General features: G+C 68.7%; 27 protein-coding genes. 7 read left to right on the forward strand and 20 right to left on the reverse strand.

The window, feature by feature from the left end; all coding sequences use genetic code 11:
• Positions 1 to 101: 101 nt before the first annotated feature.
• A complete protein-coding gene (locus tag IEY87_RS15040; RefSeq protein WP_225277314.1) occupies positions 102 to 932 on the forward strand; it encodes a GNAT family N-acetyltransferase in 831 nt (276 codons plus the stop codon).
• Positions 929 to 2,029: an o-succinylbenzoate synthase gene (gene menC, locus IEY87_RS15045; protein WP_189139236.1), complete on the forward strand. Its 1,101-nt coding sequence runs from the start codon at positions 929 to 931 to the stop codon at positions 2,027 to 2,029. The genes IEY87_RS15040 and menC overlap by 4 nt, the downstream gene beginning before the upstream one ends.
• 285 nt (positions 2,030 to 2,314) lie before the next feature.
• Here menC and IEY87_RS15050 read toward each other — a convergent pair whose 3' ends face one another.
• On the reverse strand, positions 2,315 to 2,503 hold the full coding sequence (locus IEY87_RS15050; RefSeq protein WP_189139237.1) for a hypothetical protein: 189 nt from the start codon (positions 2,501 to 2,503) through the stop codon (positions 2,315 to 2,317).
• Complete coding sequence (locus IEY87_RS15055; protein ID WP_189139238.1) at positions 2,500 to 2,814, reverse strand: hypothetical protein; 315 nt, start codon at positions 2,812 to 2,814, stop codon at positions 2,500 to 2,502. Before IEY87_RS15055 ends, IEY87_RS15050 begins: the two co-directional genes overlap by 4 nt.
• A 166-nt stretch (positions 2,815 to 2,980) precedes the next feature.
• Between IEY87_RS15055 and IEY87_RS15060 the strand changes: the two genes are divergently transcribed.
• Both IEY87_RS15060 and IEY87_RS15065 read left to right on the forward strand, forming a co-directional pair.
• Positions 2,981 to 3,736: a DUF5919 domain-containing protein gene (locus IEY87_RS15060; RefSeq protein ID WP_189139239.1), complete on the forward strand. Its 756-nt coding sequence runs from the start codon at positions 2,981 to 2,983 to the stop codon at positions 3,734 to 3,736.
• 9 nt (positions 3,737 to 3,745) lie between these two features.
• The gene (locus IEY87_RS15065) at positions 3,746 to 4,213 is read left to right on the forward strand and encodes an NUDIX domain-containing protein (protein WP_189139240.1); all 468 of its coding nucleotides are present in this window, start codon (positions 3,746 to 3,748) and stop codon (positions 4,211 to 4,213) included.
• 26 nt (positions 4,214 to 4,239) lie between these two features.
• Here the strand turns inward: IEY87_RS15065 and IEY87_RS15070 are convergent, their stop codons facing one another.
• The 8 genes from IEY87_RS15070 to IEY87_RS15105 all read right to left on the reverse strand — a co-directional run bounded on the left by IEY87_RS15070 (position 4,240) and on the right by IEY87_RS15105 (position 14,990).
• Entirely contained in the window at positions 4,240 to 4,926 is a 687-nt protein-coding gene (locus IEY87_RS15070; RefSeq protein ID WP_189139241.1) for an ABC transporter ATP-binding protein, read from the reverse strand.
• Positions 4,923 to 6,722: a dipeptide/oligopeptide/nickel ABC transporter permease/ATP-binding protein gene (locus tag IEY87_RS15075; protein ID WP_189139242.1), complete on the reverse strand. Its 1,800-nt coding sequence runs from the start codon at positions 6,720 to 6,722 to the stop codon at positions 4,923 to 4,925. The genes IEY87_RS15070 and IEY87_RS15075 overlap by 4 nt, the downstream gene beginning before the upstream one ends.
• Positions 6,722 to 7,687 carry an ABC transporter permease gene (locus tag IEY87_RS15080; RefSeq protein WP_225277313.1) on the reverse strand — a complete coding sequence of 322 codons (966 nt, stop codon included), beginning with the start codon at positions 7,685 to 7,687 and terminating at the stop codon, positions 6,722 to 6,724. The genes IEY87_RS15075 and IEY87_RS15080 overlap by 1 nt, the downstream gene beginning before the upstream one ends.
• Positions 7,688 to 9,271: an ABC transporter substrate-binding protein gene (locus tag IEY87_RS15085; protein WP_189139243.1), complete on the reverse strand. Its 1,584-nt coding sequence runs from the start codon at positions 9,269 to 9,271 to the stop codon at positions 7,688 to 7,690.
• A gap of 95 nt (positions 9,272 to 9,366) precedes the next feature.
• Positions 9,367 to 10,977, reverse strand: a complete 1,611-nt coding sequence (locus tag IEY87_RS15090; RefSeq protein WP_189139244.1) for a PucR family transcriptional regulator — start codon at positions 10,975 to 10,977, stop codon at positions 9,367 to 9,369.
• Positions 10,978 to 11,003: 26 nt separating this feature from the next.
• Positions 11,004 to 11,846 carry a serine hydrolase gene (locus IEY87_RS15095; RefSeq protein WP_189139245.1) on the reverse strand — a complete coding sequence of 281 codons (843 nt, stop codon included), beginning with the start codon at positions 11,844 to 11,846 and terminating at the stop codon, positions 11,004 to 11,006.
• A 1-nt stretch (position 11,847) separates the two neighbouring features.
• Entirely contained in the window at positions 11,848 to 13,170 is a 1,323-nt protein-coding gene (locus IEY87_RS15100; protein ID WP_225277312.1) for a serine hydrolase domain-containing protein, read from the reverse strand.
• Positions 13,134 to 14,990, reverse strand: a complete 1,857-nt coding sequence (locus tag IEY87_RS15105; RefSeq protein ID WP_189139246.1) for a S9 family peptidase — start codon at positions 14,988 to 14,990, stop codon at positions 13,134 to 13,136. The genes IEY87_RS15100 and IEY87_RS15105 overlap by 37 nt, the downstream gene beginning before the upstream one ends.
• 322 nt (positions 14,991 to 15,312) lie before the next feature.
• Here IEY87_RS15105 and tuf point away from each other — a divergent pair, with 322 nt between their 5' ends.
• Entirely contained in the window at positions 15,313 to 16,479 is a 1,167-nt protein-coding gene (gene tuf, locus IEY87_RS15110; protein WP_189139247.1) for an elongation factor Tu, read from the forward strand.
• A gap of 131 nt (positions 16,480 to 16,610) precedes the next feature.
• Here the strand turns inward: tuf and IEY87_RS15115 are convergent, their stop codons facing one another.
• The 6 genes from IEY87_RS15115 to IEY87_RS46675 all read right to left on the reverse strand — a co-directional run bounded on the left by IEY87_RS15115 (position 16,611) and on the right by IEY87_RS46675 (position 20,661).
• Positions 16,611 to 16,991: a GntR family transcriptional regulator gene (locus tag IEY87_RS15115; protein ID WP_189139248.1), complete on the reverse strand. Its 381-nt coding sequence runs from the start codon at positions 16,989 to 16,991 to the stop codon at positions 16,611 to 16,613.
• A gap of 395 nt (positions 16,992 to 17,386) precedes the next feature.
• On the reverse strand, positions 17,387 to 17,761 hold the full coding sequence (locus tag IEY87_RS15120; RefSeq protein ID WP_189139249.1) for a hypothetical protein: 375 nt from the start codon (positions 17,759 to 17,761) through the stop codon (positions 17,387 to 17,389).
• Positions 17,762 to 18,388: 627 nt separating this feature from the next.
• Entirely contained in the window at positions 18,389 to 18,862 is a 474-nt protein-coding gene (locus IEY87_RS15125; RefSeq protein ID WP_189139250.1) for a hypothetical protein, read from the reverse strand.
• Positions 18,846 to 19,181, reverse strand: a complete 336-nt coding sequence (locus IEY87_RS45735) for a hypothetical protein (RefSeq protein WP_225277311.1) — start codon at positions 19,179 to 19,181, stop codon at positions 18,846 to 18,848. Before IEY87_RS45735 ends, IEY87_RS15125 begins: the two co-directional genes overlap by 17 nt.
• Entirely contained in the window at positions 19,135 to 20,442 is a 1,308-nt protein-coding gene (locus IEY87_RS15135) for a YcaO-like family protein (RefSeq protein WP_189139251.1), read from the reverse strand. Before IEY87_RS15135 ends, IEY87_RS45735 begins: the two co-directional genes overlap by 47 nt.
• An 84-nt stretch (positions 20,443 to 20,526) precedes the next feature.
• A complete protein-coding gene (locus tag IEY87_RS46675; RefSeq protein WP_263652084.1) occupies positions 20,527 to 20,661 on the reverse strand; it encodes a hypothetical protein in 135 nt (44 codons plus the stop codon).
• 370 nt (positions 20,662 to 21,031) lie between these two features.
• Here IEY87_RS46675 and IEY87_RS45740 point away from each other — a divergent pair, with 370 nt between their 5' ends.
• A complete protein-coding gene (locus tag IEY87_RS45740) occupies positions 21,032 to 21,205 on the forward strand; it encodes an EF-Tu C-terminal domain-related protein (RefSeq protein WP_372462255.1) in 174 nt (57 codons plus the stop codon).
• A gap of 26 nt (positions 21,206 to 21,231) precedes the next feature.
• On the opposite strand, the gene IEY87_RS15145 is transcribed toward IEY87_RS45740, so the two are convergent.
• A complete protein-coding gene (locus IEY87_RS15145) occupies positions 21,232 to 21,663 on the reverse strand; it encodes a hypothetical protein (RefSeq protein WP_194511322.1) in 432 nt (143 codons plus the stop codon).
• Positions 21,664 to 21,791: 128 nt separating this feature from the next.
• On the opposite strand from IEY87_RS15145, the gene IEY87_RS15150 reads away from it, so the two are divergent.
• On the forward strand, positions 21,792 to 22,064 hold the full coding sequence (locus IEY87_RS15150; protein ID WP_189139253.1) for a hypothetical protein: 273 nt from the start codon (positions 21,792 to 21,794) through the stop codon (positions 22,062 to 22,064).
• A 308-nt stretch (positions 22,065 to 22,372) separates the two neighbouring features.
• On the opposite strand, the gene IEY87_RS15155 is transcribed toward IEY87_RS15150, so the two are convergent.
• The 3 genes from IEY87_RS15155 to IEY87_RS15165 form a co-directional block, all read right to left on the reverse strand.
• Entirely contained in the window at positions 22,373 to 22,561 is a 189-nt protein-coding gene (locus IEY87_RS15155) for a hypothetical protein (protein ID WP_189139254.1), read from the reverse strand.
• 1,277 nt (positions 22,562 to 23,838) lie between these two features.
• Positions 23,839 to 24,375 (reverse strand): hemerythrin domain-containing protein, encoded by a 537-nt coding sequence (locus tag IEY87_RS15160; RefSeq protein WP_189139255.1) that lies wholly within the window; start codon positions 24,373 to 24,375, stop codon positions 23,839 to 23,841.
• 201 nt (positions 24,376 to 24,576) lie between these two features.
• Entirely contained in the window at positions 24,577 to 25,233 is a 657-nt protein-coding gene (locus IEY87_RS15165) for a helix-turn-helix domain-containing protein (protein WP_189139256.1), read from the reverse strand.
• Between the last annotated feature and the right edge of the window lie 23 nt (positions 25,234 to 25,256).

A 25,256-nucleotide genomic window follows, 5' to 3' on the forward strand; every position in this document is an offset into this window, starting at 1 on the left:
GACGAAGACCGTCGCCCTCTTGGTGGTCTGGCACGAATCCCTCGCGCGCGCCGTCGCGTACCGTCGCGATGACATCCGCTGCACCGAGAGGGACGACGGCATTGATCGCCATCAGGGAGCTCCACGGGATCGGGGAGTTCGAGCAGGTCATGGCGCTGTTCGAGGACATCTGGCACTTCGATCCGGGCGGGCAGCCGATCACTGTGGAGCTGATGCTGGCTCTGTCGCACGCGGGCAACTACACGGCGGGCGCCTTCGTCGGCGACCGGCTGGTGGGGGCGTCCGTGGCGTTCTTCGCGGCGGGTTCGGCGCTGCACTCGCACATCACGGGCGTGTCGGGGGCTCCCGGCGCGGGGCTGGCGCTGAAGCTGCACCAGCGGCAGTGGGCGCTCGATCGCGGACTGGGGCGGATCACCTGGACGTTCGATCCGCTGGTGCGCCGCAACGCCCACTTCAACCTGGCCAAACTCGGGGCCATGCCGGAGGAGTACCTGCCCGCCTTCTACGGGATCATGGACGACTCGATCAACCGGGGTGACGAGTCCGACCGGGTCCTCGCCGTCTGGCCGCTGACCGCGCCGCACGTCGAGGCGCTGGTACGGCGCGGCACCGGGCCAGCCGTGCCGGCTGTGCCCACCACGCTCACCGCGCCCGCCGTACCCACCGCGCTCACCGTGCCCGCCGCGCTGCCCGACGGCGCGGTGGTGGCGCTGGCCGATGAGGGCGGGCGCCCGGCGTACCGGCCGCACCAGGGCGCCCCGACCGTGCTGGTGGCCGTGCCGGAGGACGTCGAGGGGTTGCGCCGCGTGGACCCGGGAACGGCGAAGGCGTGGCGGCATGCCGTACGGGACGTCCTGGGCGGCATGCTGGCCGAGGGACGGAAAATCACCGGATTTCACGATAAATCGTTCTATGTAGTGGAGAGTGCGTGAAGATCACAGGAGTTGAGCTGCGCCGGATCGCGATGCCGCTCGTCGCGCCGTTCCGCACCTCGTTCGGCACCGAGACGGTCCGCGACGTGCTGCTGGTCCGGGTCGTGACGCCGGACGCCGAGGGCTGGGGCGAGTGCGTGGCGATGTCGGAGCCGCTCTACTCCTCCGAGTACGTGGACGCCGCGGCGGAGGTGATCCGCCGCTTCCTGCTGCCCGCCCTGCCGGCCGAAGTGGACGCCCAGTCCGCCGGCCGGGCCATGGAGCACATCAAGGGCCACCGGATGGCCAAGGCGGCGGTGGAGACCGCCGTGCTCGACGCCCAGCTCAAGGCGGCCGGCGAGTCGTTCGGCCAGTTCCTGGGCGCGACCCGGGACCGGGTGCCGTGCGGCGTCTCGGTCGGCATCATGGACTCCGTCCCGCAGCTCCTCGACGCGGTCGCGGGCTATTTGGACGAGGGCTATGTCCGGATCAAGCTGAAGATCCAGCCCGGCTGGGACGTGGCGCCGGTCAGGGCGGTGCGCGAGCGGTTCGGCGACGACGTCCTGCTCCAGGTGGACGCCAACGCCGCCTACACGCTCGTCGACGCCCGCCAGCTGGCCAGGCTGGACGACTTCGACCTGCTGCTCATCGAGCAGCCGCTGGCCAACGACGACTTCGTCCAGCACGCCAAGCTCGCCAAGCTGCTGCGCACCCCGATCTGCCTGGACGAGTCCATCGAGTCGGCCGAGCACGCGGCGGCCGCGATCGCGCTCGGCTCGTGCTCGATCGTCAACATCAAGCCGGGCCGGATCGGCGGCTACCTGGAGGCCAGGCGCATCCACGACCTGTGCCGGGCCAACGGGATCGCGGTGTGGTGCGGCGGCATGCTGGAGACGGGTCTCGGCAGGGCCGCGAACGTGGCGCTGGCCGCGCTGCCCGGCTTCACGCTGCCGGGCGACACGTCCGGCTCGCGGCGCTACTACGCCACCGACATCACCGAGCCGTTCGAGCTCGCCGACGGCCACCTGACGGTGCCGACCGGACCGGGCATCGGCGTGGAGCCCGTCCAGCGCCTGCTGGACGAGGTCACCACGGCCAAGGAATGGATCCCGCTCTAGCAGTCCTCACCAGGCACGGGACGGCGGCCCGGGCGGTATCCAGCAAGGGCAACCCGCAACGACATGGTCCTCGCGACCCAAGCGCTACGCGCAAACCAGCTCGGGCCGCCCTTTGCGGGGGCACGCCCCCGCACCCCCAGCGGGTGGCCTCCGGCCCCCCGCACCCCCCGAGCGCGAGACGAGTTCCGCACGGCGGAGCGTGATCCGGCGGTCAGGGTCCGACATCGGCGGCGCGGACGCAGGGCCGGTGGCAGCCGGCCCTGCAGCGGTCGCGGGCTCTTCGCCCTACCGGGCTGCGGCCAGGCGTCCAGCCAGCTCATGCACGTCCCTGCCGAGGCAGATGTGGTTGACGCCATGCTGTGGATCGGGGCATTTCTTCCAGCAGCACCGCACCGCGTACCAGCCGATGGCGCCCTGTGTGATCTCCCAGCGGTCGCCGTACTGCTCCCTCAGACGCTCCAAGGTCGCGTTCACCGCGGCGCCCCCATGGGCTGCGCTTGAGGCGGGCAACCCTGCCGCAGAGTGACGTACCGTAGGGCCACGCGGCGAGCGGCCCGTTCAGGGTCGGACAGGGGATGGATGCCATAGAGGGGCCGTCGGCCTTTCGCGTCCCAGCCGGTACGCCACCAGTAATGATCAATATCACACCAGACGACCAGGCCAACCCACACCGAGACCACGGCCATGCCGTACCCGTCGTTCACGTCGGCCTCGACGCCGTGGGTGGCCAGGTGATGCCGGAGATTCCGCGCGGCGTCGAGCGGGGTGAATCGGGGCGAGGTCATCTCGTTTCCAATCCCGTGAGTTGCCGGTTGAGCTGCGGAAACAAGTGAAGCGAGAGCGCCGATCTCTATCGACTGCGCTGAGGGCCGTTACCGGGACGTGTTCTGAGCCGCAAAACGTCCCAAGAAAGCCTTGAAACGTCCAGGGACGTTCGCGTTCACTGAACTGGTGAACGAGCGACTACGCACAGCGATGCTCCGGCAGGGAGTCGCCCTCGAAGCGCTTGCCGAGGTATGCGGCGTCGAGGCCAAGACGGTGGAGCGGTGGATCAACACCGGCCGGACCCCGCACCGTCGGCATCGGTGGACGGCGGCCAAGGAACTCAGGGTCGATGAGGTGTACCTCTGGCCTGGCACCCTGGAGAGAAGCGACGTTAGGCGCACACGGGCGGGCCGGGCGGAACTGGTCGAGGTCTTCACCGATCGAGCCAGCGTGCCGCGCGAGCTGTGGCTCAGGCTGCTGTCCGAGGCGCAGGAGCGCGTCGACGTCCTGGTCTTTTCGGGGACGTTCTACGCCCAGACACAACCGAGGGTGGCCCGGATGCTCGCCGACGCAGCCAAGCGTGGCGTGTCGATCAGGCTGTGTTTCGGCGATCCGAACGCCCCGGCTGTCGCCCTCAGGGACCGGGAGGAGGGGCTGGGAGGGACGCTCGGGGCGAAAATCCGTTCGTCGCTCACGTACTACCGGACCATCCCCGCCCTTGACGGGTGCGAGGTGCGGTTGCACGCCACCACTTTGTATGCGTCGCTCTTCCACTACGACGATGAGGTCCTGGTGAACCCGCACGCCTACGGGGAGCCCGCCTCCGCCAACCCGACGTTCCACTACCGGCGCTTGGACGGAGGAACGATCGCCGATCATTACATCTCATCATTCGAGCGCGTGTGGGCCGAGGCGCTGCCTTGGTCCGGCGACGACATCTGAGAGGACACCATGGGGCGCGTCGAGTACTGGAATGACCCACAGGCACCGAAGGCCAACTCCCTCGTTCCGGCATGCGGCACGCTGACCGTGGACGGGGAGGGCAGGATCCTCATGCAGCGCCGCCGCGACACCGGCCAGTGGGCGTTGCCGATGGGGAAGATGGAGATCGGCGAGACGCCCTCCGAGTGCGCGGTGCGGGAGACCGAGGAGGAGACCGGCGTGCTCGTAGAGCCCGCGGGCATCCTCGGCATTTACTCCGATCCCGGGCACATCGTGGCCTACACCGACGGCGAGGTCCGCCAGGAGTACGAGATCATGCTGCTCGCCCGTCCCGTCCGAGGTGAACCGCTGGCCAACGACGAGGCGAGCGAAGTCCGCTGGGTGGCCCCGGAGGCCCTGCCAGGGCTGGACATCCATCCGACGCAGTGGCGGCAGCTCAACGACTATCTGAACGGCGGCCATCCTCACGTCGATTGATCAAGCCGTAAAGACGAGCCCTTCCCTCAGCGGCGCAGCCGTGGCACCGACTCCAGGAGCATGCGGGTGTAGGGGTCGGCGGGCTCGGAGACCACCTCCAGGGTGGGCCCGTGTTCGACGATGCGGCCCCCGTGCATGACCGCGACCTCGTCGCACACGTACCGCACCACGGCCAGGTTGTGGGAGATGAACAGGATCGGCAGCCCGAGGCGGTCACGCAGGGACCGCACCAGGTTGAGCACCGAGCCCTGCACCGACACGTCCAGCGCGCTGGTGATCTCGTCGGCGACCAGCAGGTCGGGCTCGGCCCCGAGGGCGCGCGCGATGGCGACCCGCTGCCGCTGCCCGCCGGACAGCTCCCGCGGGTAGCGGCCCGCCACCTCGGCCGGCAGTGACACCAGGTCGAGCAGCCGCGCCACCTCGGCGACCCTGGCCTGGCCGGGCAGCCGCAGCAGGCCCTCCGCCACCGACTCGCCGATCTTCATGCGCGGGTCGAGCGAGGCGTACGGGTCCTGGAAGACCATCTGCACCCGAGAGGCCCCGGTGATGCTCCCGGAGTACGGCACCAGGCCGCTCACCGCCTTGGCCAGCGACGACTTGCCGCTGCCCGACTCCCCCACCAGCCCGACGATCCGGCCGGGCGGGACCTCCAGCGTGACGGAGTCGACCGCGGTGAACGCGCCGAAGCGCACGGTCAGGTCTTTGATCTTCACTTGGCCTCCCAGCAGGCGACCTGGTGCGCGTCGCCGTACACGGACAGTAGGGGTCGCTCGGTCGAGCACCGGTCGGTGGCGAGGGCGCAGCGGGGGGCGAAGGCGCAGCCGTCGCCGACCTCGGCCGGGCCGGGCTGGCGGCCGGGGATGCTGGCGAGCGGGAGCGTCCTGTCGGTGTCCATGTCCGGCAGCGAGGTGATGAGCGCCCGCGTGTAGGGGTGGGCGGCGCCGGTGGCGAGCCGGTCCACGGGCAGCTCCTCGACCACGCGGCCCGCGTACATGACCACGACCCGGTCGCACAGCTCGCCGACGACGGCGATGTCGTGGGAGATGAACAGGGCGGCGGAGCCGGTCTCCTCGGTCACCTCGCGCAGCAGCCGCAGGATCTGCCGCTGCACCGTGACGTCGAGCGCGGTCGTCGGCTCGTCCGCGATGATCAGCCGGGGCGTGCCCATGAGGCCCATCGCGATCACGGCGCGCTGGCGCATGCCGCCGGACAGCTCGTGCGGATGCTTCTTGGCCTGCTTGTCCGGCTCGGGCAGGTGGACGTGGCCGAGCCGGTCGACGGCGCGCCCGCGCGCCTCCGCCCGGGTGGCGCCCTGGTGGACGACGGCCACCTCGGCGAGCTGCCCGCCGACCTTGAGCGCCGGGTTGAGCGAGGCCATCGGGTCCTGGAACACCATGGCGAGCGAGGTGCCGAGCTCCTTGCGGCTGAGCTCGGTGACGTCCTTGCCGCACAGCCGCAGGCGGCCGTAGCCGACGGTTCCCGGGTAGGGGACGAGCCCGCCGATGGCGGCCGCGGTCAGCGACTTGCCGCTGCCGGACTCGCCGACCACCCCGACGATCTCGCCGGGCCGGACGCTCAGCGAGAGCTGCCGGACGGGCGTGACGCCGCCGGGGAAGGTGACGGTCAGGTCCTTCACCTCCAGTACGGCGCCCTCGTCGGGCTTGTCCGTGTCCGCCGCCACCGAGGTGGTCGCCTTCTTGCCCGGTACGGTCGTGCGGGCGGCCCTCCTGGCCAGGGTGTCGCCGAGCAGGTTGAACCCGATGCCCGCGAGCGCCACGGCGACGGCCGGCCCGATCGCCACCACAGGAGTGACGTAGATGCGGCCGAACCCGTCGAACAGCAACCGCCCCCAGTCGTAGGACGGCGGCTGCACGCCAAGCCCGAGGAACGACATGCCGGCCAGGCCGAGCAGCGCGCCGCCGAGCGCCTGGGTGAGGTTGAGGATGAGCGGCTCGGCGATGTTGGGCAACACGTGCCGCACGAGGATGCGGCGGCGGGGCACGCCCAGCATGCGGGCGGCGGAGACGTAGTCGGCGCCGGCCACGGAGGCGGCGAGCGTCTGGGTGAGCCGGGCGAAGCCCGGCGCGATGGCCACGCCGATGCCGAGCACCGCGCCGCGCGCGCCGAGCCCGGCGACAACCGCGGTGAACATGGCCAGCAGCAGCCCGGGGAAGGCCACCAGGGCGTTGACCGCGCCGGTGACGAGCCGGGCGAGCCTGGTGGGCAGCACGGACGGCAGCGCGCCGAGCACGACGCCCGCGACGGCCCCGATGAGGGCGGCCGCCAGCGCCAGCAGCAGCGAGAACCTGCCCGCGACCAGCACGCGGGCGAGCAGGTCGCGGCCCAGGTTGTCGGTGCCGAGCGGGTGCGCGGCCGACGACCCCTGCAGGATGGCGCCCGCGTCGATGAGGTCGGCCTGATCGCCCCAGATGGGCGGCCCGATCACGGCGAGCACCACCATGAGGCCGACCAGTACGGTGCCCGCGATCGCCGAGGGGGTGCGGAGCATCAGGACTCCTTGATGGCGGAGGTCGGGTCACTCAGGCTGAGGACGACGTCGACCAGCAGGTTCACGAGCAGCACGATCGCTCCGTAGACGAGGATGACGCCCTGGGCCACCGGGTAGTCCTTCTGCGTGATCGCCTCGACGATCTTCAGCCCCAGGCCGGGCCAGGCGAAGACGTACTCCACCAGCACGCTGCCGGCGATCAGGGAGCTCAACAGCAGGCCGCCCAGGGTGAGGGTGGCGGTGAGCGTGTTGGGCAGGACATGCCGCAGGTACAGCCGGCCGGCGGGCAGCCGTTTCGCCCTGGCCAGCCGTACGTAGTCGGTGCCGAGCACGCGCAGCGTCTCGACCCGCGCGATGCGGGCGATCATGCCGATCGGCCCGATGGCCAGCGCCAGCACAGGCAGCACGTACGACTCAAGCCCGTCCTTGCCGGCCGGCGGGAAGGCCCGCAGGGTGATGGCGAACACGGTGACCAGCGCGATGGCGTACAGGAACTCGGGCACGGCCACGACGGTGCCGGTGGCCGTGCCGAAGGCGGCCTCGGTGCCGCGGTGGCGGCCGTTCTCGGTCCGTACGGCGGCCCACATGCCGAGCGGGATCGCGGCCAGCAGCGCGATGACGGTGGCGAGCAGGGCGAGCGCCAGCGTGTTGGGCAGCCTGGCGGCGATCACCTCGGAGACCGGCTCCCCGGTGAGGAACGAGGTGCCCATGTCGCCGGAGAGCAGGCCGGAGACGTAGGTGGTGAGCTGGGTCAGGATCGGCTGGTCCAGGCCGAGCGCGGCCGTGCGCGCCTCGACCAGCTCGATCGGCGCGGCCGGGCCGAGCGAGGCCCGCACGGGGTCGCCGGGGATCAGGTGGATCATCGCGAACGAGGCGAGCACCAGCACCACGAGGGAGACCGCGAACCGCACGAGCCGCCGGAGGACCGGACGGCTCGTGGGGCCCGACAGGATGGTCGCGGCCACTCAGCTTCCCTGGGTGAGCCGGATGGTCGAGGCGGCGAACAGGCCGCCCACCATCTCGAAGGAGGCGTTCTTGGAGGCCAGCAGCAGGGTGTTCTCCACGACGGGGACCAGGTCGGCGTTCTCGAACAGTGCGGACTCCGACTCCAGCCAGAGCTTGCAGCCCGCGTCGCCGGGCGTCTTCTGCGCCTCGGCCACCAGCTTCTCGTAGCGGTCGTTGCTCAGGTGCGCGAAGTTGGCGCCCTTGGGAGCGGCCGGCCCGGACAGGAAGCCGACGAGCTGGGTGGGCAGCGTGACCGTGATCGGCAGCCAGAACACGTCCCAGTCCTGGGTGACGTTGAGCGATTCGGCGAGCTTGGTGTCGAGCAGGCCGTTGAGCTCCACCTCGACGCCGATCTTCTTCCAGGCGGCCGCCATGTACTCGGTCGCGGCCTGCACGCCCGGCCCTCTGGTGGTCGCGTAGAGCAGGCGCAGGGTCAGCTTCTTGCCGTCCTTGGCCCTGATCCCGTCGGCGCCGGCCTTCCACCCTGCGGCGTCCAGCGCGGCGGCGGCCGCTGCGGCGTCGAACGCGGGCACGTGGCCGGTCACGCTGTCGCCCTTGCAGGGGCGGGGGTCGAGGACCAGGCCGCTGGCGGGCCGTCCGGTGCCGCTGGAGGCGATGCCGGACAGCTCCTGGAGGTTGAGGGCCTGGGTGAGCGCCTTGCGGACGGCGGGGTCCTTGGCGGGCCGGTCGTCGCCCTGGTGGTAGAAGAACTGGCCGTTGCCGACGGGCGGCAGGACCTTGTTGATGCCCGGCGTGGCCTCCAGGCGGGTGCGGTCGGGGCCGTAGAACGAGGCGGCGTTGATGCTGCCGGCGACCAGCAGGTTGGCCGCGGTCTGCTCGTTCGGCACGATCTTGAGCACGACCTTCTCGGGCAGGTCCTTGCCGGTGCCGCCGTCACGACCCCAGGCGTAGTCCCTGCGCGCCTTGAACGTGTATTGGTTGCCCGGCGCGGCCTCGGTCAGCACGAACGGGCCGGAACCGGAGGTGCCGCGGGCCAGCTTGGAGCGGTCCTTGAGCCCCTCGCCGCAGACGACGAAGAGCGACTGGGCGGTCTGCAGGATGAACGAGAACGGCTCGGGCGTGGAGAGGGTGACGGTCCCGGCGGCGTCGTCGGCCTTGGCCTTCATGCCGGTGGGCACGAGCACGCCGTAGATGGGCGACTTGGTGTCCGGGTCGGCGATGTGGTTGACGGTGTCGGCCACGTTGGAGGCGGTGAGCTTCGAGCCGTCGGAGCAGGTGACGTCCTTGCGCATGGTGAAGGTGACGGCGTCCGGCTTCACCTCCCACTTCTCGGCGATCCCAGGGGCGGGCGTGCCGTCGGCGGCGGTGTGGACCAGGCTGTCGTAGGCGAGGGAGAGCACCGTGTTGGTGACCGACAGCACGCCCGTGGCCGGGTCTAGCGCGCCTGGATCCGTGGGGATCGCGTAGGTGAAGGTGCCACTGGTGGAGACCGGCCCGGCCGCGGGGGCGTCCGCGGGGGCGTCCACACCGCCGCAGGCCGTGGCGAACAGGGCCAGCGAGAGGGCCGCTGCTGCTTTTTTCATGGGAACTCCGGGAACTGGGAGGTGATGCCCCACCTTGTCCGCTGGCTGCGCCGCGTTCTTCGTGCCCGGTGACGAAATGTCCAGCCGATCTGGTGCTATGGCCCGAAGATCCGCATCTGCAGCATCACGGTGAGTCGCGCGTCAGAGTCGGCCAGGTCCAGCCCGCTGATCTCGACGAGCCGCTTGAGCCGGTAGCGGAAGGTGTTGGCGTGGACGTGGACGCGGGCGGAGGCGAGGTTGACGTCGCCGAACGCGTCGAGGTAGGCCCGCAGCGTGGTGACGAGCTCGCTGCCGTGCTCGCGGTCGTGGGCGAGCAGCCGCTGGTAGGGGCCGGTGGGCGTCTGCTCCTCGGCGCTGGCGACGTCGGCGACCTGCAGCAGCAGCGACTCGAAGTGGACGGTGGTGTAGCCGGCGGTCTCGCCCGAGGTGCCGCGGGCGCGCAGCACGCGCAGCGCCCGGTCGGCGTCGGCCCGCGACCTGGCCACCTGCCCGAGGCTGTCGGCCAGCCGCCCGACGCCGATGTTGGCGGGGTGCCGGGGGCCGACCCTGGCCAGGAAGTCCTGGGCGATGCGGACGGCCCGCGCCTCCTCGTCCGTGCCGCCGTCGCCCGAGGTGAGGGGGAGCCCCGAGGTGAGGGGGAGCATGGCGTAGGCGACGGAGCCGACGAGCGCGGCGGCCGCCTTGGGGTGGATGGTGGCCACGTGCAGGGCGAGCGCGTCGCAGAAGCGCTGCCGATCGCTCTCCCCGCGTGCCGGGTCGGCCTCGGGCAGGTCGGTCAGCTGGGCCGCCAGCACGCACAGCCGCTGCGTGGCGACGCCGAGCCGGCCCGCCGCCTCGGCCGCGCCCGAGCCGCCGGCGAGCACGGTGGACAGCAGGTCGGCGCGCAGCCGCCGCTGGGTGTCCGCCCCGGCCCGCTCGCGCAGCAGGCGCAGCGCGACGACCTTGGCGGCGTCGGCGAGCGCGCGGTGCCGCTGCTCGGTCAGCGGTTCGTGGACGGCGGCCCAGATGGAGCCGAGGATCTCGTCGCCCGACCGCACCGCGATGGCGGTCCTGTTGGTGAGGTCGCCGGGCAGCTCCATGTAGACGGGGGCGCGGCTCTGGTAGAGCTCCTTGATCAGGCCGCGCTCGTCCAGCATGCGCTGGTAACGCTCGGGCACCTGGCGGCCCAGCACGGTCTCGATCCGGCCGGCGTCGGCCTCGTCCTGCCGCCCGGAGTAGGCCAGCACCCGCGAGGACCTGTCCTCGATCGTCACCGGCGCGTCGAGCAGCGCGCACAGGGCGTTGGCCAGCGCGAACAGGTCGCCGTGCGGCTCCTCCCCCGGCTCGGCCAGGTCGCCCTCGGCCAGCAGCGAGCGCAGCAGCGCGGCGATCTGCGCCCAGGAGGCGGCCCTGGTCAGGCCGAGCACCGCCACGCCGGTCTCCGCGACCGCCGCCCGGACCCGCTCGTCGACGTCGACGGGCACCTTCACCACGATGCCCGCGGCCCGGCCGGCCGACTTCAGCAGGGATTGGATGTCCTCGGCGCGGTGGATGCCGACGGCCAGCACGATCCCGCCCGGCGGCACCAGCAGCTCGTCGAGCGGGTCGTAGATGTGCACCCCGGTGACCTCGGCGTCCAGCTCACCGGGGGCGGCGGCCACGTCGAGGACCGTGCTGCCCAGGTCGTGCAGGATCCTTCCCAGACTGGCGCGTGGACGGCTGCTCATCCACTCACCATAGGCGTCGTACAGCGTCATCCGGCCCGCAGGCGGTCCACCGCCGCGCGTGCGGCCCGGCCGATCGCCGCGTCGGCGGCCGCGTTGCGTTCGCCGAGGTCGTGGGTGCGCAGGAACACCGCGACGGCATAGCGCCCGCCGTCCGGATATTCCACCACTCCGGCCTCGTTGCGGATGCCCCACAGTGTGCCGGTCTTGCCGGAGACGCGGACCTCCGAGGGGAATCCGGAGGCGAGCCGGTGCGGCCAGATCTGCTCGCCCATGATCTTGCGCACCTCGGCGCACGCCTCGGCGGGCCCCGCCTCGTCCCGCCAGATGCGGGCGAGCAGGGTGGTGAACTCGCGGGGCGTGCCGGAGGTGGTGCGCTCGGGGTCGCGCACGGCCAGCGGCTCGACCAGCTCGCGCGGCAGTCCGTACAGCTCCAGGGTGCCCAGCTCGGCCTCCACCTGCGCGAACAGCTCGGCGCAGCCGCCGATCAGCCGGGTGCGCCGCAGCCCGAGCTCGGCGAGGGTGGCGTGCACCCGGTCCAGGCCGACCCGGCGCAGCAGCACGTCGGTGGCGGCGTTGTCGCTCATCGTCAGGGTGAAGTGGGCGAGGTCGCGGAGGGTGAGCGAGACGTCGTCGGCGCAGCCCGAGGTGCCGATGCCGCCGTCCTTGTCGGCCGCCGTCACCGTCAGCCGCTCGGTGCGCTCCAGCTCCCCGGCCGCGGCCTGCCTGGCGTACTCCAGCACCACCGGGATCTTGAACACCGAGGCGAGCACCACCGGCTCGTCGGGGTCGAGCCCGACCTCGTCGTCGCCGTCGATGTCGCGGGCGTGCACGAAGCCGCGCGCGCCCGCCTCGTCGAAGATCTCCCGCACGTCAGCTCGTCTTGGGGGTGGCTCGGGCGCCCAGGTGCACGTACGGGGAGCCGTCGGCGAGCTGGAAGAACACCGCGGACATCCAGTCGGGGTCGCCCTTCCTGCGTCCGACGAAGGTCACCTCGTCGACGGGCACGAGGTCGAGCTCCTCCGGCCCCTGCAGGGCCGCGAGCTCACCGGTCGCCTCCATGCGCAGCCGCAGCCCGCCCTCCTCACCCGCCCGCTCGGTGATCGTCATGCGCGACCCGGCCCGCTCGTAGACGCCCGCGTACGGGGCGGTGTCGACCTGGACCGGGGTCTGCGGCGGCCCGAGCGTGGCCGGCACGGTCAGGCCGTCGAGTTCGGCGAACAGCTCGGTGGCGACCGCCTTGGTGAAGGCGCCGCTGTGGCCGCCGTTGGCCGTCACGCAGACGATCGTGCCCGTGTCGGGCACCGCCCACAGCATCGCGTGCTGGCCGATGGTGTTGCCGCCGTGCGAGATGACGCGCCGGCCGTCCCACTCGTCGAGGATCCAGCCGAGGCCCCACTGCTTGCCGAGCGTGTACGGATTGGGGATGTCGATCTGCGGCTCCCACATGGCCCGCGGGTCGTTCAGCAGGCCGCCTTCGAGGTGGGCGCGGGCGAAGGCGACCACGTCGGCGGGGCGGGCGCAGATCACCCCGGCGGGCCCGGCCGAGCGCATGAGCCCCCACACCGGGGCGGTCTTGCCGCCTTCGACGTGGCCCATGGCCGCGCGGAAGCGCAGCACGTCCTCGGGCAGGGTGGCGGTGTGGGTGAGGCCGAGCGGCTCGATGATCCGCTCGCGCAGCACCTCGTCCCAGGTCTTGCCGGTCAGCTTCTCCAGGATGCGCCCGGCGATGGTGAAGCCGGAGTTGCAGTAGGACTGGGTGACGCCCAGGGGGTGGTTCTGCGCCAGGTCGGCGCAGGCCGCGACGTACTTCTCCACGCAGTCGTCACCGCGGCCGGTCTCCAGGAACAGGTCGCCGTCGATGCCGCTGGTGTGCGACAGCAGGTGCCTGATGGTGACCGTCTTGGTGACCTCGGGGTCGGCGACCTTGAACTCGGGCAGCACCTCGGCCACCGGCGTGTCCAGGGTCAGCTCGCCCCGCTCGATCGACTGCATCAGCAGGGTCGCGGTCCACACCTTGGTGACGGACCCGATCTGGAAGAGCGAGTCGGTGGTGCTCTCCACGCCGGTGTCGGTGTTGAGCACGCCGGCGGCGAACTCGTGGAGCTGACCGTCGTGCAGGTAGGCGAGGGCCGATCCCGGCACCTCGTACTTGGCGATCAGCTCGGCGAGCCGGTGACCCATTGCTCCAGCCACGCGATGATCCTCTCGTTGTAGTCCAGTCGGTGTGAAGGGCGTCCGTTGAGCAGGAACAGGTGGGACGCCCCCGGATAGCGGACGAGCCGGACCGGCACGCCCTGCTCGCGCAGCGCGGCGAACCACTGCTCGGCCTGGCTCACCGGGCAGCGGTCGTCGTTCTCGCCGTGCAGGAGGAGGGTGGGGGTGCGCACGTCCGCCACGTGGGTGAACGGGGACTGCGCGACGACGTCGTCCCCGCATTCGAACTTCGTCAGCAGATAGCCCATGTCCGAGGTGCCGCTCATGCTGGTCAGATCGGTCACGGCCCCGCCCGGGACCGCGGCCTTGAACCTGCCGGTCCTGGTGCTGAGCCAGCAGGTCATGTAGCCGCCGTAGCTGTAGCCGGTGACGGCCAGCCGGTCGGGGTCGGCGACTCCCTCGGCGACCAGTTCGTCCAGGGGCGCGAGGAAGTCGTCGGTGTCGGCCAGACCCCAGGCGCCCACGGCCGCGGTGTAGAAGGCTTCGCCGTACCCGTCGCTGGCCCTGGGGTTGATGGTCAGGACGGTCCAGCCGCGGGCGGCGAGCACCTGGTGGTAGAGGTGGGCGCCGTCGAAGACGGGCGCCCACGCGTTGTGCGGGCCGCCGTGCACGTCGAGCACCAGCGGTGACGGGCCCTCAAGCGTCTCGTCGCGCAGCACGAACCCTTCGACCCGGGTGCCGTCCGGGGCGGTGAACATGCGGCGGCGCGGCACGTACAGCTCGACCCCGTCAAGGCCGTACGCGGCGATGGGCGCTTGTTCGCCGGTCAGGTGGACGTCGCCGGCGGTGTGCGCCGTGCTGGCGACATAGGCGATCCGTCCGGCGGCGGTGGTCATGCCGGCGATCGAGACGTCCCCGCCGACGAGCTTGGCCGCCGCGCCCGGACGCGCGAGAGGCATGGAGTAGAGGTGCGTGCAGCCCGCGTCCCGCGCGGCGAACAGCAGGTCGTCGCCGCGCAGCTGCGGCGCCGCGCCCGGGTAGCCGGGGCCGCCGGTCATGACGTTGCGGTCGAGGCCGGTCTCCAGCTCCACCAGCCCGTCCGGTTCCAGGGTGAACAGCCTGGTGTGCCCGACCAGGCTGAGCTGGCCGGTGACCACCAGCCGCTCCCCCAGCCACCACGCGCCGGTGCAGACCACGTCGGTTCCGGTGAGCCGCTTGGGTTCGCCGCCGGTGACCTCGACGGTGTAGACGGAGCTGGAGAAGTTCAGGTCGCCGTCGGGCTCCATCCCGGCGGTGAAGGCGAGCTGCCGGCCGTCGGGCGACCAGGTGGGCTGACCGGCGTGGAAGTCCCCCTCGGTGAGCCGCACCGCCTCCTGACCGGGCACGGCCTGGATCACGTGCACATGCGTGGTGACGCCGCGCAGCAGGCCGGCGCCGTCCGCCTTGTAGTCCAGGCGGTCCGCCACCACGGGCGCGTGCGGCTCGACCTCGCCGTGCGCGCCGGCGTACGCGATGAGGGTGCCGTCGGGCGACCACACCGGCGCGCCCGCGCCGAGCGGCGCGGCGGTCAGGACGGCGGGCTCGCCGCCGTCCATGGGCAGCAGGTGGATCTGCGGGACGCCGTCCACGGGCTTCAGGTACGCCAGCGCCCGCCCGTCCGGCGACCAGCGCGGGCAGAACCCCTCCGCGAGCCGCCGCGGCTCCGCGCCAGGAGCGGCGAGCCAGATCTCGGTACGGTTCTCGTCCGGCTCCTTGCCGGAGGCGGTCAGCGTGTAGGCGACGGCGCTCCCGTCGGGCCGCAGCTGGGGGTCGGACGGCACGGTGATCCGGAAGAGGTCGTCCAGCGAGAGGCGGGGCATAGGCGGACGTTAGGCCAGTGCCACGCCGCCTGCTTCGGTCTGCAGGACGAACGGGCCCGCTCGAGTTGTCCGCACGGCCAAATGCCGTCCGCGCGGCCGGACGGAATAATCCGTTGCCGCCCGTTGCTGAGCCCGTCACTATGGTCTTCATGATCCGGCACGCTCAGCTGACGACGCCCGCCATCGCGGGCGCGTTCGGGCATGCCTGCGACGGCCTGGAGCGCTGACCTCTTCCCGTAAGTCCTGAGAGTGACCCGGCGGGGGGAGGTAGCGGCCCCGACACGGGTCACCACGCGTCCAGGAGTCAAAAAGGGTAGGGATCATGGCCAAGCAGGCCTATGTGCGCAACAAGCCGCACCTCAACATCGGCACGATGGGCCACGTCGACCACGGCAAGACCACGCTGACCGCGGCGATCACCAAGGTGCTCGCCGAGCGCGGGCAGGCGACGTACACGCCGTTCGAGAGGATCGACCGCACCCCGGAGGAGGCCTCCAGGGGCATCACGATCAACATCTCGCACGTCGAGTACGAGACCGCCACCCGGCACTACGCGCACGTGGACATGCCGGGCCACGCCGACTACGTGAAGAACATGATCACGGGGGCGGCGCAGCTCGACGGGGCCATCCTCGTCGTGTCCGCGCGGGACGGCATCATGCCGCAGACCAAGGAGCACGTGCTGCTCGCCAGGCGGGTCGGCGTCGAGCACCTGGTCGTCGCCGTCAACAAGGCCGACGGCGCGGACCCGGAGCTCACCGACCTGGTGGAGCTGGAGCTGCAGGACCTGCTCGACGAGCACGGCTACTCCGGCACCCCGATGGTCCGCGTCTCCGGGCTGCGCGCCCTGGAGGGCGACCCGGTGTGGACGGCGTCGATCGACACGCTGCTCCAGGCCGTGGACGACCACATCCCGGTGCCGGTGCGGTACGTCGACGCGCCGTTCCTGATGCCGGTGGAGAACGTGCTCACGATCACCGGTCGTGGCACGGTCGTCACCGGGGCCATCGAGCGCGGCGCGGTCAAGGTCGGCGACACGGTGGAGGCCGTTGGGTTCGACACCGGCGTCACCGCGGTCGTGACCGGCGTGGAGACGTTCGGCCGCACGATGGAGCGCGGCGAGGCCGGCGACAACGCCGCCGTCCTGCTGCGCGGCGTCCAGCGTCGGGAGGTGCGGCGCGGGATGGTGCTGGCGGCCCCGGGCAGCCAGCGCGGTCACCGGTCGTTCACCGCCCGGGTCTACCTGCTCACGGCGGACGAGGGCGGCCGGCGCAAGCCGATCGCCTCCGGCTACCGGCCGCAGTTCTACCTGCGCACGACGGACGTGCCGGGCGAGCTGCTGCTGACCGACCCCGCCAAGCCGGGCGACACCATCGAGGTGCCGATCCAGCTGGGCAAGGCCGTGGCCCTGGAGCCGGGACTCGGCTTCGCCATCCGCGAGGGCGGCCTGACGGTCGGCGCCGGCACGGTCCTCACCGTCACGGACTGACGCCCGCAGCCCCTAGGGGCTCGGCCTGACTCCTGCCTCAGCTCAGATACGAGCTGAGGCAGGATCCGGCGTCTTCACAGCAGGATCGTTCCAGTCGGGCCTTCGAACGGGCAGGCACGCAACCGGGTGGGCTAAACGCCGTTCTCGGGCCGGTCTTCGGGCTTCGTAACGTACGTTCCTCGCTGCGGCACGGTGAACACCCAGCCCTGCTCCCGCAGCAACGCGACCGCCAGCCGCACCGTCCCCTTCGCGACGTCGTACTGCTGCATGAGCGTCGACTCTGACGGGATCGGGAAGTCTGGCCGCAGTTCACCGGCGCGGATCCGTTCTACGAGCTCGGCGGCGATCCGCTGCGGCTTGGTCTCCCTCGGCGCGCGTGGCACGTCTTCCGGTCCGACGAACGAGCCATGCCCCTGAACCGTGTAGACGAGTCCTTCGTCCCGGAGCCTCCGGATGGCCTTGGTCGCGGTGATCCGGCTGACCGCGAACTCCTCAACGACCAGAGAGGTCATGCTGAAATACCTTCGGAACATGGCGCTCCCCGAGACCTCCGAACGCACCGTCGACGACGCCTGGCACGTACGGATCAGCCCGCGCCAGGCGGCCGATCACGCCCTTCTAGAGTCGGACAGAAGGCCGTGACATGGACATCTGGCCCTGCCCACAACTCGCCCCGCACCCGCCCGGGCGCACCGGTCAAGACATGGCACCGATCGGCTGGACGCGGAGAGGCCATATCGCGTCCGGGTCCTGGGCTACACCTGCTCCTGCCGCACCATCGTGTACGAGTTGCTCGCGTCCGGCGGTCGCTATGTCATCCGCCGTACGCATCAGACCTCGCCTCCACGAGAGGCGTACGCAGGCCCGTGGCCCCGAGACGTGGCGGAACGCATGTGGAACTTGATTCTTACGGGAGAAGCGAAATCATGACATTACCGCTGACGACCACCTCACCATACTCACGCAGGCCATCGCGCAACTCCCGGCCCGCTACCGCAAGAGAATCATCTTCCGCATCGACGGCGCCGAAGCCACCAAGCAGCTGCCGACCTGGATCGGCGCTCAGGCCGCCGAGAACGGCCACGACTGGCGTTTCAGCGTCGGCTTCGACGTCACCGAGCCGGTCCACATCGCGATCACCAAAGTACCCGCCGACACCTGGTCGGCCGCGATCACCCCGGACGGCGAAATCCGAGCCGGCGCGTTCGTCACCGACCTGACCGGCCCGCTCACCTTGGCCGACGGCTGGCCCACCGGCATGCGGGTGGCTGCCCGCGTCCAACCCCTGCACCCCCGCCACTCAAGAACGTCAGCCAAATCGAGAACAAACGTGGCCGGCACTTCCAAGCCGCAGCGCACAACCTGCCCGGCCACCACCAGCGCTACGACGTGTTCCACTGTCCCCACGCGACGTCGAATCGGTGATCAAAGACGAGAAAAATCTCGGACTCGGCCGGTTTCCGTTCTACACCTTCGCCGCCAACCAGGCCCGGTGCCTGGCCGCGATGCTCGCCGCCGACCTGCTCGCCTGGCTGTGACTGCCCATCCTGGTCCACCACCCCGAACTACGCAGAGCCAGCCCCGCACGGCTCCGCCAACACCTCCTGAAAGTCCCCACCCGACTGGTACGGCGCGCACGTTGCCGAATCATCCGCCACCCCACCGCCCTGACCGCCACCTACTCGCCCACACGAGAGGAAAGGCCCGTCCACTGCGGTCAGCCGCTCCACCGTTGCGTCCAGCTTCGCGATCGTCTCGCGCTGAGCCTCGATCGTGGCCATCTGCCGGACCGCCAGCGATGCCAGCTCGTCATACGACGGATGGCGCTCCGGGGTCTTCGGCACCCAAAGCATCGCACCTCGCGGACAGCCCTCACGCCAGCAAGATCGAGAACTACTGAATGCCTACGTTACCTGGACAAGCGCCCTTCGAACTTCGCCATGAGTGATTTCAGTTCTTCCAGGTGAAATCCGGTCCTGAGGAACAGCTCTCGCGGCCCGATAGACGAAATCACAAACTGCATGAGTTCGGGGAACTTCGCTGCAGCTATCGGCAGCTCCGTGCGGAGGGTGATCGCATCATTCTCCATAACTTCGGCGCCTATTGATCCTGACCCACCTGCCCCCTCTTCACACAGCAGTCTTTCGATCACGAAAACCCGGACCTTCGACGAATCCCCGACTCGGTGCCGGAGCACACGGAGACCATCGATAAGCTTTTCTAGATCAGCCGCCGGGCAACCTAGTGCCGCGAGTCGGGCTTCATCATAGTTCGCGAGCTGGTGAGCAACCTGGAACAGGATCTCAACGTCACCCACCTCCAGGTCGAGTACACCAGCGACATGGGGCTCGTCCGCTTGCTGACTGTTATCGGAGCACTTCATCGAACCAGGTCTCTCCGCCCATGGGAGTGAACACCGTGCCGCCATTGCCGTCTTCGATTACGACCGCCCGCTTGCCAGGGTCCCAGTAGCCGACACGACCTCTCTCCAGGTACCTGACTCGAACGTTGGGGACGAGCAGTTTCTGGAGGTTGCCCAGCAGCCAGTCCAACTGGCTGTGGTCGGTGCGCAGGTCGGAGCGCACCTTGCGCAATTCGGGGAGCTCCTCGGCGATCGCCGGGAACGCACCCCTGCCCTCGCCGGTGATGATGCGCTCAGGATTTCGACGGCCGGAGAGCGTCCATTCCGTTCTTCCGCACACGATGCCCTCGGTCGCCGGGTAGGACGAACTGTCCGTCAGTGATCAGCAGGAAGCGTTCCAGGCCGGGTACGAGAACATTGGAGACGACGAGGTCGTCGGTCACATAGTGGTCCCGAAGGTATACGTCGAAACCGTTCGACGCGAGCACGTTCACCAGGCGATCCTGATGATCCGGGGGTGTGCTCGGCGCGTCGTCCTCCCTATAGGCCACGCGCTCGGCGTCAGCGAGTAGCGGCGTGAAGTCCGCGAACCGGCAGGCGCGCAACACCGGGAAGCCGCGCGTCAGGTCGGGCAGGCAGTCGCGCTCCTCCGCCTTCTGCTCCTCGCTGGAGTATTGATCCAGGATGAGCAGTTGGACGAGCTCGGTGAGCGCCCGCCTCATGGCGTGGGCGCGGGACAGCGACGCCCCACAGCCGCGCACGCGTGCGGGACTACCGGGTTGTGGCGGACAGAAAGCGAGGAAAGCCGGCACATCCAGTTCTGTCGTCATGTCGATGAGGTGGATCGGCGTTCCGGCGATCTCGCCGGCGTGCTCCCCGAGAAGAGCGAGATCGTCCGGCAGCGTGGCCGGATCCACGACCCTGAGTCGCCGGCTGCGTCGGCCGAGGAACTGGTCGATCAGCAGAAGCGAGAACGCGTCGCGCTCGACCACCTCGTTCAACGCATGAACGACCGCTTCATGCGCATCGACCCCGGACGCCCATCCGTTGTTGAAGGAGTAACGCTGTACGGCCGTATAGTCGAAGAAGTCGCCCACCCTGCCGCGAAGACACTCCCCCGCCGGCAGCACATAGTCCGGGACAGAGAGGAAAACAGGGACGCTGACCGTCTCACCCGTCCTCCCCGACCGGGTACTCATACAGCCGATCTTGCCGTGGGGCATCTCGGCGAGCATGGAGACGGCTACGTCGCGCGCCAGGGGCCCCCGTGCGAGAGAGTCGGAGTCCTGTAGATGCAAGGCGTCAGCGTCGAACCCATCCACGCTGCTCAGATAGTGCTCGAGTGCCTCGAAGAGCGCCCCGACACGTGCCGACTCGACGTCACCCTTGCCATATCCGTTACCTCCGAAGACCGGTACGCCGTTCTGGCTGAGAAAGCAGGAGTGCGCGCCCGGGCTCACCTCCGCGACGGCGGATTCGTTCACTTCGAGGCCCAGTTCTCGAGCCGCGGACAATCCGCGACGATAAGCCTCCTGAAGAGAGATGGAGCGCTCACCGGGCTGCTCAAGATGACGGGACATGCGCCCACCGACGGATTCCATATTGTTTCTCCTACGGGATACATCAACCACGATAAAATGCCGCGGGTAGCGCTCCCCGCGGCATTCACGTTGCTCTGGAATGAGCTACGAGATCACACTCTGATGATCGGCGTTCTCTCGGGAGAGAGCCGCGATCTCCGCGTACTCGCTGGGCGTCAGCTCGAGCACGGAATCCTTGTTCAGCGTCACGAAGGCGTCACTTATCATGATCCTGCCCATAAGATACCTCCTCTCCGATAGGTCGGTCAGCATTGATGCGTGCGATGGGAAAATTAGCATGATCGTAACCTGAGGAACAAGCCTTGACTTTTCACCATGACAGTGGTCCGAAGGGTTCAAAACATAGAGAATTCATATACGAAACGTATACGTTTCACATTGGCCTCGATCTTTAACGATCGTGACGTAGCAGGCGTGGCGTCTGCGATTCTCCGTGGCTCCTGAAGGATTCAGGCGTTTCAGGTGGGAGCGGCCTGGTGATGCAGCTTTGCGTTGAGCGCAGTCCTCAGCGGGGTAGCCCCAGTTCGCCCGCGCGCAGCCCGGCCTGGAAGCGGGAGCCGGCGTCGAGGTCCGGGATGTCGCCGCGGCCGTGACCGGCGTGAAGACGTTCGGCCGCACGAAGGAGCGCGGCGAGGCCGGCGACACCATCGAGGTGCCGATCCAGCTGGGCAAGGCCGTGGCATTGGAGCCGGGACTCGGCTTCGCCATCCGCGAGGGCGGCCTGACGGTCGGCGCCGGCACGGTCCTCACCGTCACGGACTGACACCCGCTGCCCTCAGGGGCTCGGCCTTATCTATACTCATATACATTCAAGCTGACAAGAGCCTCCCTCTCTCCCGATTCACCAGCCAACGCCCGGAGAATCTCAGGCTCAGTCTTATGGTATATCGGATCAAAAGGTGCAATTGACGCATGAACGTCCGAAAATTTCCCGGATTTCATCAATACCCTAATCGGCCTATTTTCGGCGATGGTCGTCCATTCAAGTTCACGCAAACTGTCGACGGCCTTATCGAGCGCATCTCGGGGATTCATGGTTCCAACATCGACTACAAGGATATTTGTGATCTCCGTCCTTCCGTTGACATAGCTCCGGCTCGTCGTCCCAGCTTTCAGCACGCCGATTCCACGCACTTCTTTGATAATAACGGGGTCAACTTGGCTTGGCCCCTGAAACCATCCGCATCCGCCCACCAGCAGGAGGACGGAAGCGACGCTCACCACAACCGTGAAGGGCTACTCCGTCGAATACCCAGCGACGGTCGACTACGACTCATCAACCGGATTTTGCAGAGTCCATCGACGATATTTCTCTTTCTGGGCATTTGCCACTCGCCGTCCTCGTGTTGATGCATCGCTCCCAGTTTTCCAATTCGCAGGCCACCAGTGGGGACATCCCGACTGAGGACGCCACGGAGGAGCCTGCCGAGGCCATCCCGGTGCTTGCCCTGGTCGCCGATGTCGCCCCCGCCGAGGCTGCGACTGAAGAAACAGAAGTCGCGGACCTCTCGGGTATGAAGCCTGCCGCCCCTGCGGTCGCGTTTTACCTCAACGATGACGAGTGGGACAAGATCGACCAAGCCCGCGAGGCGGAGGCCCAGGAGCGGGGCCCAGGAGACTGAGTCGGTTGTGGAGGCTCCCGCAGAACCTGCCATCTCAGAGGATGCCGTGAGGGCGTTCTCACCTCGGAGGTCGGGGCTGAGATGCGCCAGGACGCTTCTAAGGCCATGCTGGCTGAGCAGTCGAGCACCGCACCGAAGCGGCCTGCCAGGGCCGTCCGGTCTCGCGCCAAGGTCAAGGACACGGAGAACCTTGCCACGCTTTCCGAGACCGCGGCCTGATCCCTTCGGGCAATGCAGGCCCCGCGTGATGTCGGGGCCTGCGCCTCCAGCATGTGGACTCCGATTTGTACGTGAAATCAGTGTCGTAGCTATTGGCCCTTGTCGTCGATCGCGTAGAGCCACAGGATGTGCCTCTTCCGCTCGGGCGCGAACTGCCAGGGATCGCCTGTGTTCTCGCCGTCCGGCTGAACGAGGTAGGTCTCGCCCCAGCGCAGGATCTGGTATCCCAGCGAGCGCTTCGGGTGGGGGACTCCCTCGGGGAGATTGCCCGTTCGCATCAGGCACCACCCCCTAGGCCCCCGGAGGGCTACGATCTGTGATTTATGACTGACCTGACTGCGGTGTTACGAGAAGAGCGAGCTGCGATAGAGGTGCGCATCTCGTCGTTGGGGGCCCTGGAGCCGCCTTCTCTCAAGAACGTCATCAACCTGATGGGGACCGTCCTCGAAGCGCTCGACACTGTGGATATGTCTGGGTTTATTAAGCGAGAGCTGGCCCGGAATCCCTCTCTGGAATTTGGAACTCAACGGGAAAGACTCCGCTCTTCGAAGCAGATTCAGAATTATAAGAAAGAGGCTTACATCAGGCATACCGTGGCGTCCTGGAACAGCGCCATACGTATAAGGGCCAAGCGTATTTCGATGAACTCCCCACTCGTGATGGATCTGGTCATCACAGGGGCTGGCAGCGTCAGTATCGCTTCGGCTGCTGTATACCTCTTCAAAACCCGACGAAGATCGGCGAGTGGTTCCCGAAGCTCCAAACCTCTTGGTATTCCGGACGAGCTGAAGCTGAGAAGGCGAAGCAGGCGTACGAAAAGCTGCGTCAAGCAGGGACAGAGATGCGCGAGCTTGAGCCCTGATCACGCGCCCCCGAGTTGCCGGTACAACCCCATGCCGGCGACTTGGCTTGCACGTCTGCAACAGGCATCACTCCCCCTGGGCCTCAGGAGCTATGATCGAAGCTGTGGATATTCCTGTCAGCGCTTTTATTGACAGCAACAGCGTTGAAGAAGACTTGCGACCAGAGTCCGGTCCGCCATCAACGGCAAATCGGGTGGGGGCGCGCTACTACCGCCGTGCCTGGCTCCGGTGGCAGGTATTTCGCTTCGGCCCCCCGTACCATCATGGCTCTCATAATTTGGGGCTCAGACATCGGCAATATCTGGTTGATGCTCGCGTTTTTCCTGCTGATAGCGCTCTGGATATTATTCTTGAACGATCAGGTGGCGGACATGGCGAACCTCAGCTGCCAGCGCGTGCTACGCCGCCGGATTGCCCGGAACAGGTCTCGTCAGCCAAATTGGCTGAACGTCATGTTACTCTCAGCGCTGATAGGGGCGATCGTTTCTTGGCCAGTCACCCAACTGTTCGACGCCATCTTCAAATAGCTGGGCTAACTCACGCACCTCCGAGCTGCCGGTGCAAGTCCATGTCAGCCAAGGGCATGTCTGACTGCATCAGGTGACCACGATGCGCGGACTGCACATCCTGTGCCAAGGACTGCGCCGGTCAAGCCGGGGCGGTCTGCGGTCGCCGTTTTCTGGCGTGGGACCTCACGGAGGAGACGTCCGAGACCCGTCCTCGTCGTCGATCAGCAGGAAGTCGGGCCGGTTCTCGCGCCATTCGGGCACATCCATCGAGTTGAGTACGGAGATCAGCTTCTTCTCCTCGTAGATGAAGTGCGTCTGCATGACCGCCGACAGCGCCGTCACCTCCTCGCGCACCTTGGCGGCCGTGGCGGGGTCCGGCTTTTCCGGGAGGGACTCGAGCAGTTTCTGGAGATTGCCCAGCAGCCAGTCCAATTGATTGTGGTCGGTGCGCAGGTCGGAGAGCACCTTGCGCAGTTCGGGGAACTCCTCGGCGATCGCCGGGAACGCGCCCTTGTCCTCGCCGGTGTGATGGCGCGTCAATGCCGTGCAGAAGGACAGACAGTGGGCACGCAGGTCCCGTGGCGGCAGCCCTTTGCCGTCGAAGTAGTCGTCGACGCTGTCCTGGAGGTCTTCCAGCATCTCGCGGAGCCAGATATGCACTTCGAGCAGTTGTGTGCCCATGGCGGTGAGGCGGCTGCCCGCCTCGGAATGTGCATTCATGCTCTTCCTTCGGATGAATTACTCCGCCCAGTATCCCCGCCGGGACGCCCACGACCGACCCTGTCCAGGCGCTGCACGCGGAAAGCCGTTCCCCATGCCGACGCCTGGTTCACCGCCGTCAATGCAGGCCGCACGGGGCAGCGGTGACGTGTTACGCACGACTGCATCGACGCGTACGCAGCCTTACGTTGAGCACGGTCTTCAGCGGGGTAGCCCCAGCTCGCCCGCGCGCAACCCCGCCTGGAAGCGGGAGTCGGCGTCGAGCTTGACCATCAGGTCGGCCACGCGCCGCCGGTAGGTGCGGAGCGAGACGCCGAGCCGTTTGGCCGCCGAAGCGTCGGTGAGGCCCGAACCCAGGGCCTGGAGGATCAGGCGGCCGTCGGGGTCGAGGTCCGGGATGTCGCCGCGCAGGTAGGTGTCGAGATCGGCGGCGGTGTCCCAGATCGCCTCGAACAGCGAGTGGACGCCGTCGATCAAGGTTTGCGACGTGGTCACGGTGTACTCGCGGCCGTTGGGGGTCTCCTGACCGGCCAGGATCATCACCCGACGGTCGATGAGGATGGTCTCGTGCGGCAGCCGCGAGCCACTGATCCGTACGAGCGCGCCCAGACTCTGCACCAGCCGCAGGTGCGCGCGGTCGTCCTCGTCGGCGAGTGCGACCGGGCTCAGCAGCTTGCGGGAGATGAGGTCCGTGGCGCGCATCCGGTGCCCGATCGCGGCTCTGGGCTCCGGCTGCGACCAGGTGTTGAGGTCCCGGGCGGCACACAGGAACTCGGTCCGTGCGGACGCGAAGAGGTGACCGGCACGCGCGACCAGCTCCGCGTCCCCTTGTACTGAGAACACCTGCTCGTTGCGCATTCCTCCAGTCTGGCAGCATGCTG

Origin of the sequence: Nonomuraea glycinis, assembly GCF_014646515.1 — a bacterium.
GTDB classification, from domain to species: domain Bacteria; phylum Actinomycetota; class Actinomycetes; order Streptosporangiales; family Streptosporangiaceae; genus Nonomuraea; species Nonomuraea glycinis.

What these genes read in the sequence shown, in the direction of transcription:
- IEY87_RS15115 (WP_189139248.1), bottom strand. Translation starts at nt 16,991, where the DNA reads ATGACCTCTCTGGTCGTTGAGGAGTTCGCGGTCAGCCGGATCACCGCG.
- IEY87_RS15135 (WP_189139251.1), bottom strand. Translation starts at nt 20,442, where the DNA reads ATGGAATCCGTCGGTGGGCGCATGTCCCGTCATCTTGAGCAGCCCGGT.
- IEY87_RS15155 (WP_189139254.1), bottom strand. Translation starts at nt 22,561, where the DNA reads ATGCGAACGGGCAATCTCCCCGAGGGAGTCCCCCACCCGAAGCGCTCG.
- IEY87_RS15160 (WP_189139255.1), bottom strand. Translation starts at nt 24,375, where the DNA reads ATGAATGCACATTCCGAGGCGGGCAGCCGCCTCACCGCCATGGGCACA.
- tuf (WP_189139247.1), top strand. Translation starts at nt 15,313, where the DNA reads ATGGCCAAGCAGGCCTATGTGCGCAACAAGCCGCACCTCAACATCGGC.
- IEY87_RS15055 (WP_189139238.1), bottom strand. Translation starts at nt 2,814, where the DNA reads ATGACCTCGCCCCGATTCACCCCGCTCGACGCCGCGCGGAATCTCCGG.
- IEY87_RS15065 (WP_189139240.1), top strand. Translation starts at nt 3,746, where the DNA reads ATGGGGCGCGTCGAGTACTGGAATGACCCACAGGCACCGAAGGCCAAC.
- IEY87_RS15075 (WP_189139242.1), bottom strand. Translation starts at nt 6,722, where the DNA reads ATGCTCCGCACCCCCTCGGCGATCGCGGGCACCGTACTGGTCGGCCTC.
- IEY87_RS46675 (WP_263652084.1), bottom strand. Translation starts at nt 20,661, where the DNA reads ATGGGCAGGATCATGATAAGTGACGCCTTCGTGACGCTGAACAAGGAT.
- IEY87_RS15090 (WP_189139244.1), bottom strand. Translation starts at nt 10,977, where the DNA reads ATGAGCAGCCGTCCACGCGCCAGTCTGGGAAGGATCCTGCACGACCTG.
- IEY87_RS15085 (WP_189139243.1), bottom strand. Translation starts at nt 9,271, where the DNA reads ATGAAAAAAGCAGCAGCGGCCCTCTCGCTGGCCCTGTTCGCCACGGCC.
- IEY87_RS15150 (WP_189139253.1), top strand. Translation starts at nt 21,792, where the DNA reads ATGCATCGCTCCCAGTTTTCCAATTCGCAGGCCACCAGTGGGGACATC.
- IEY87_RS15125 (WP_189139250.1), bottom strand. Translation starts at nt 18,862, where the DNA reads ATGAAGTGCTCCGATAACAGTCAGCAAGCGGACGAGCCCCATGTCGCT.
- IEY87_RS15165 (WP_189139256.1), bottom strand. Translation starts at nt 25,233, where the DNA reads ATGCGCAACGAGCAGGTGTTCTCAGTACAAGGGGACGCGGAGCTGGTC.
- IEY87_RS15105 (WP_189139246.1), bottom strand. Translation starts at nt 14,990, where the DNA reads ATGCCCCGCCTCTCGCTGGACGACCTCTTCCGGATCACCGTGCCGTCC.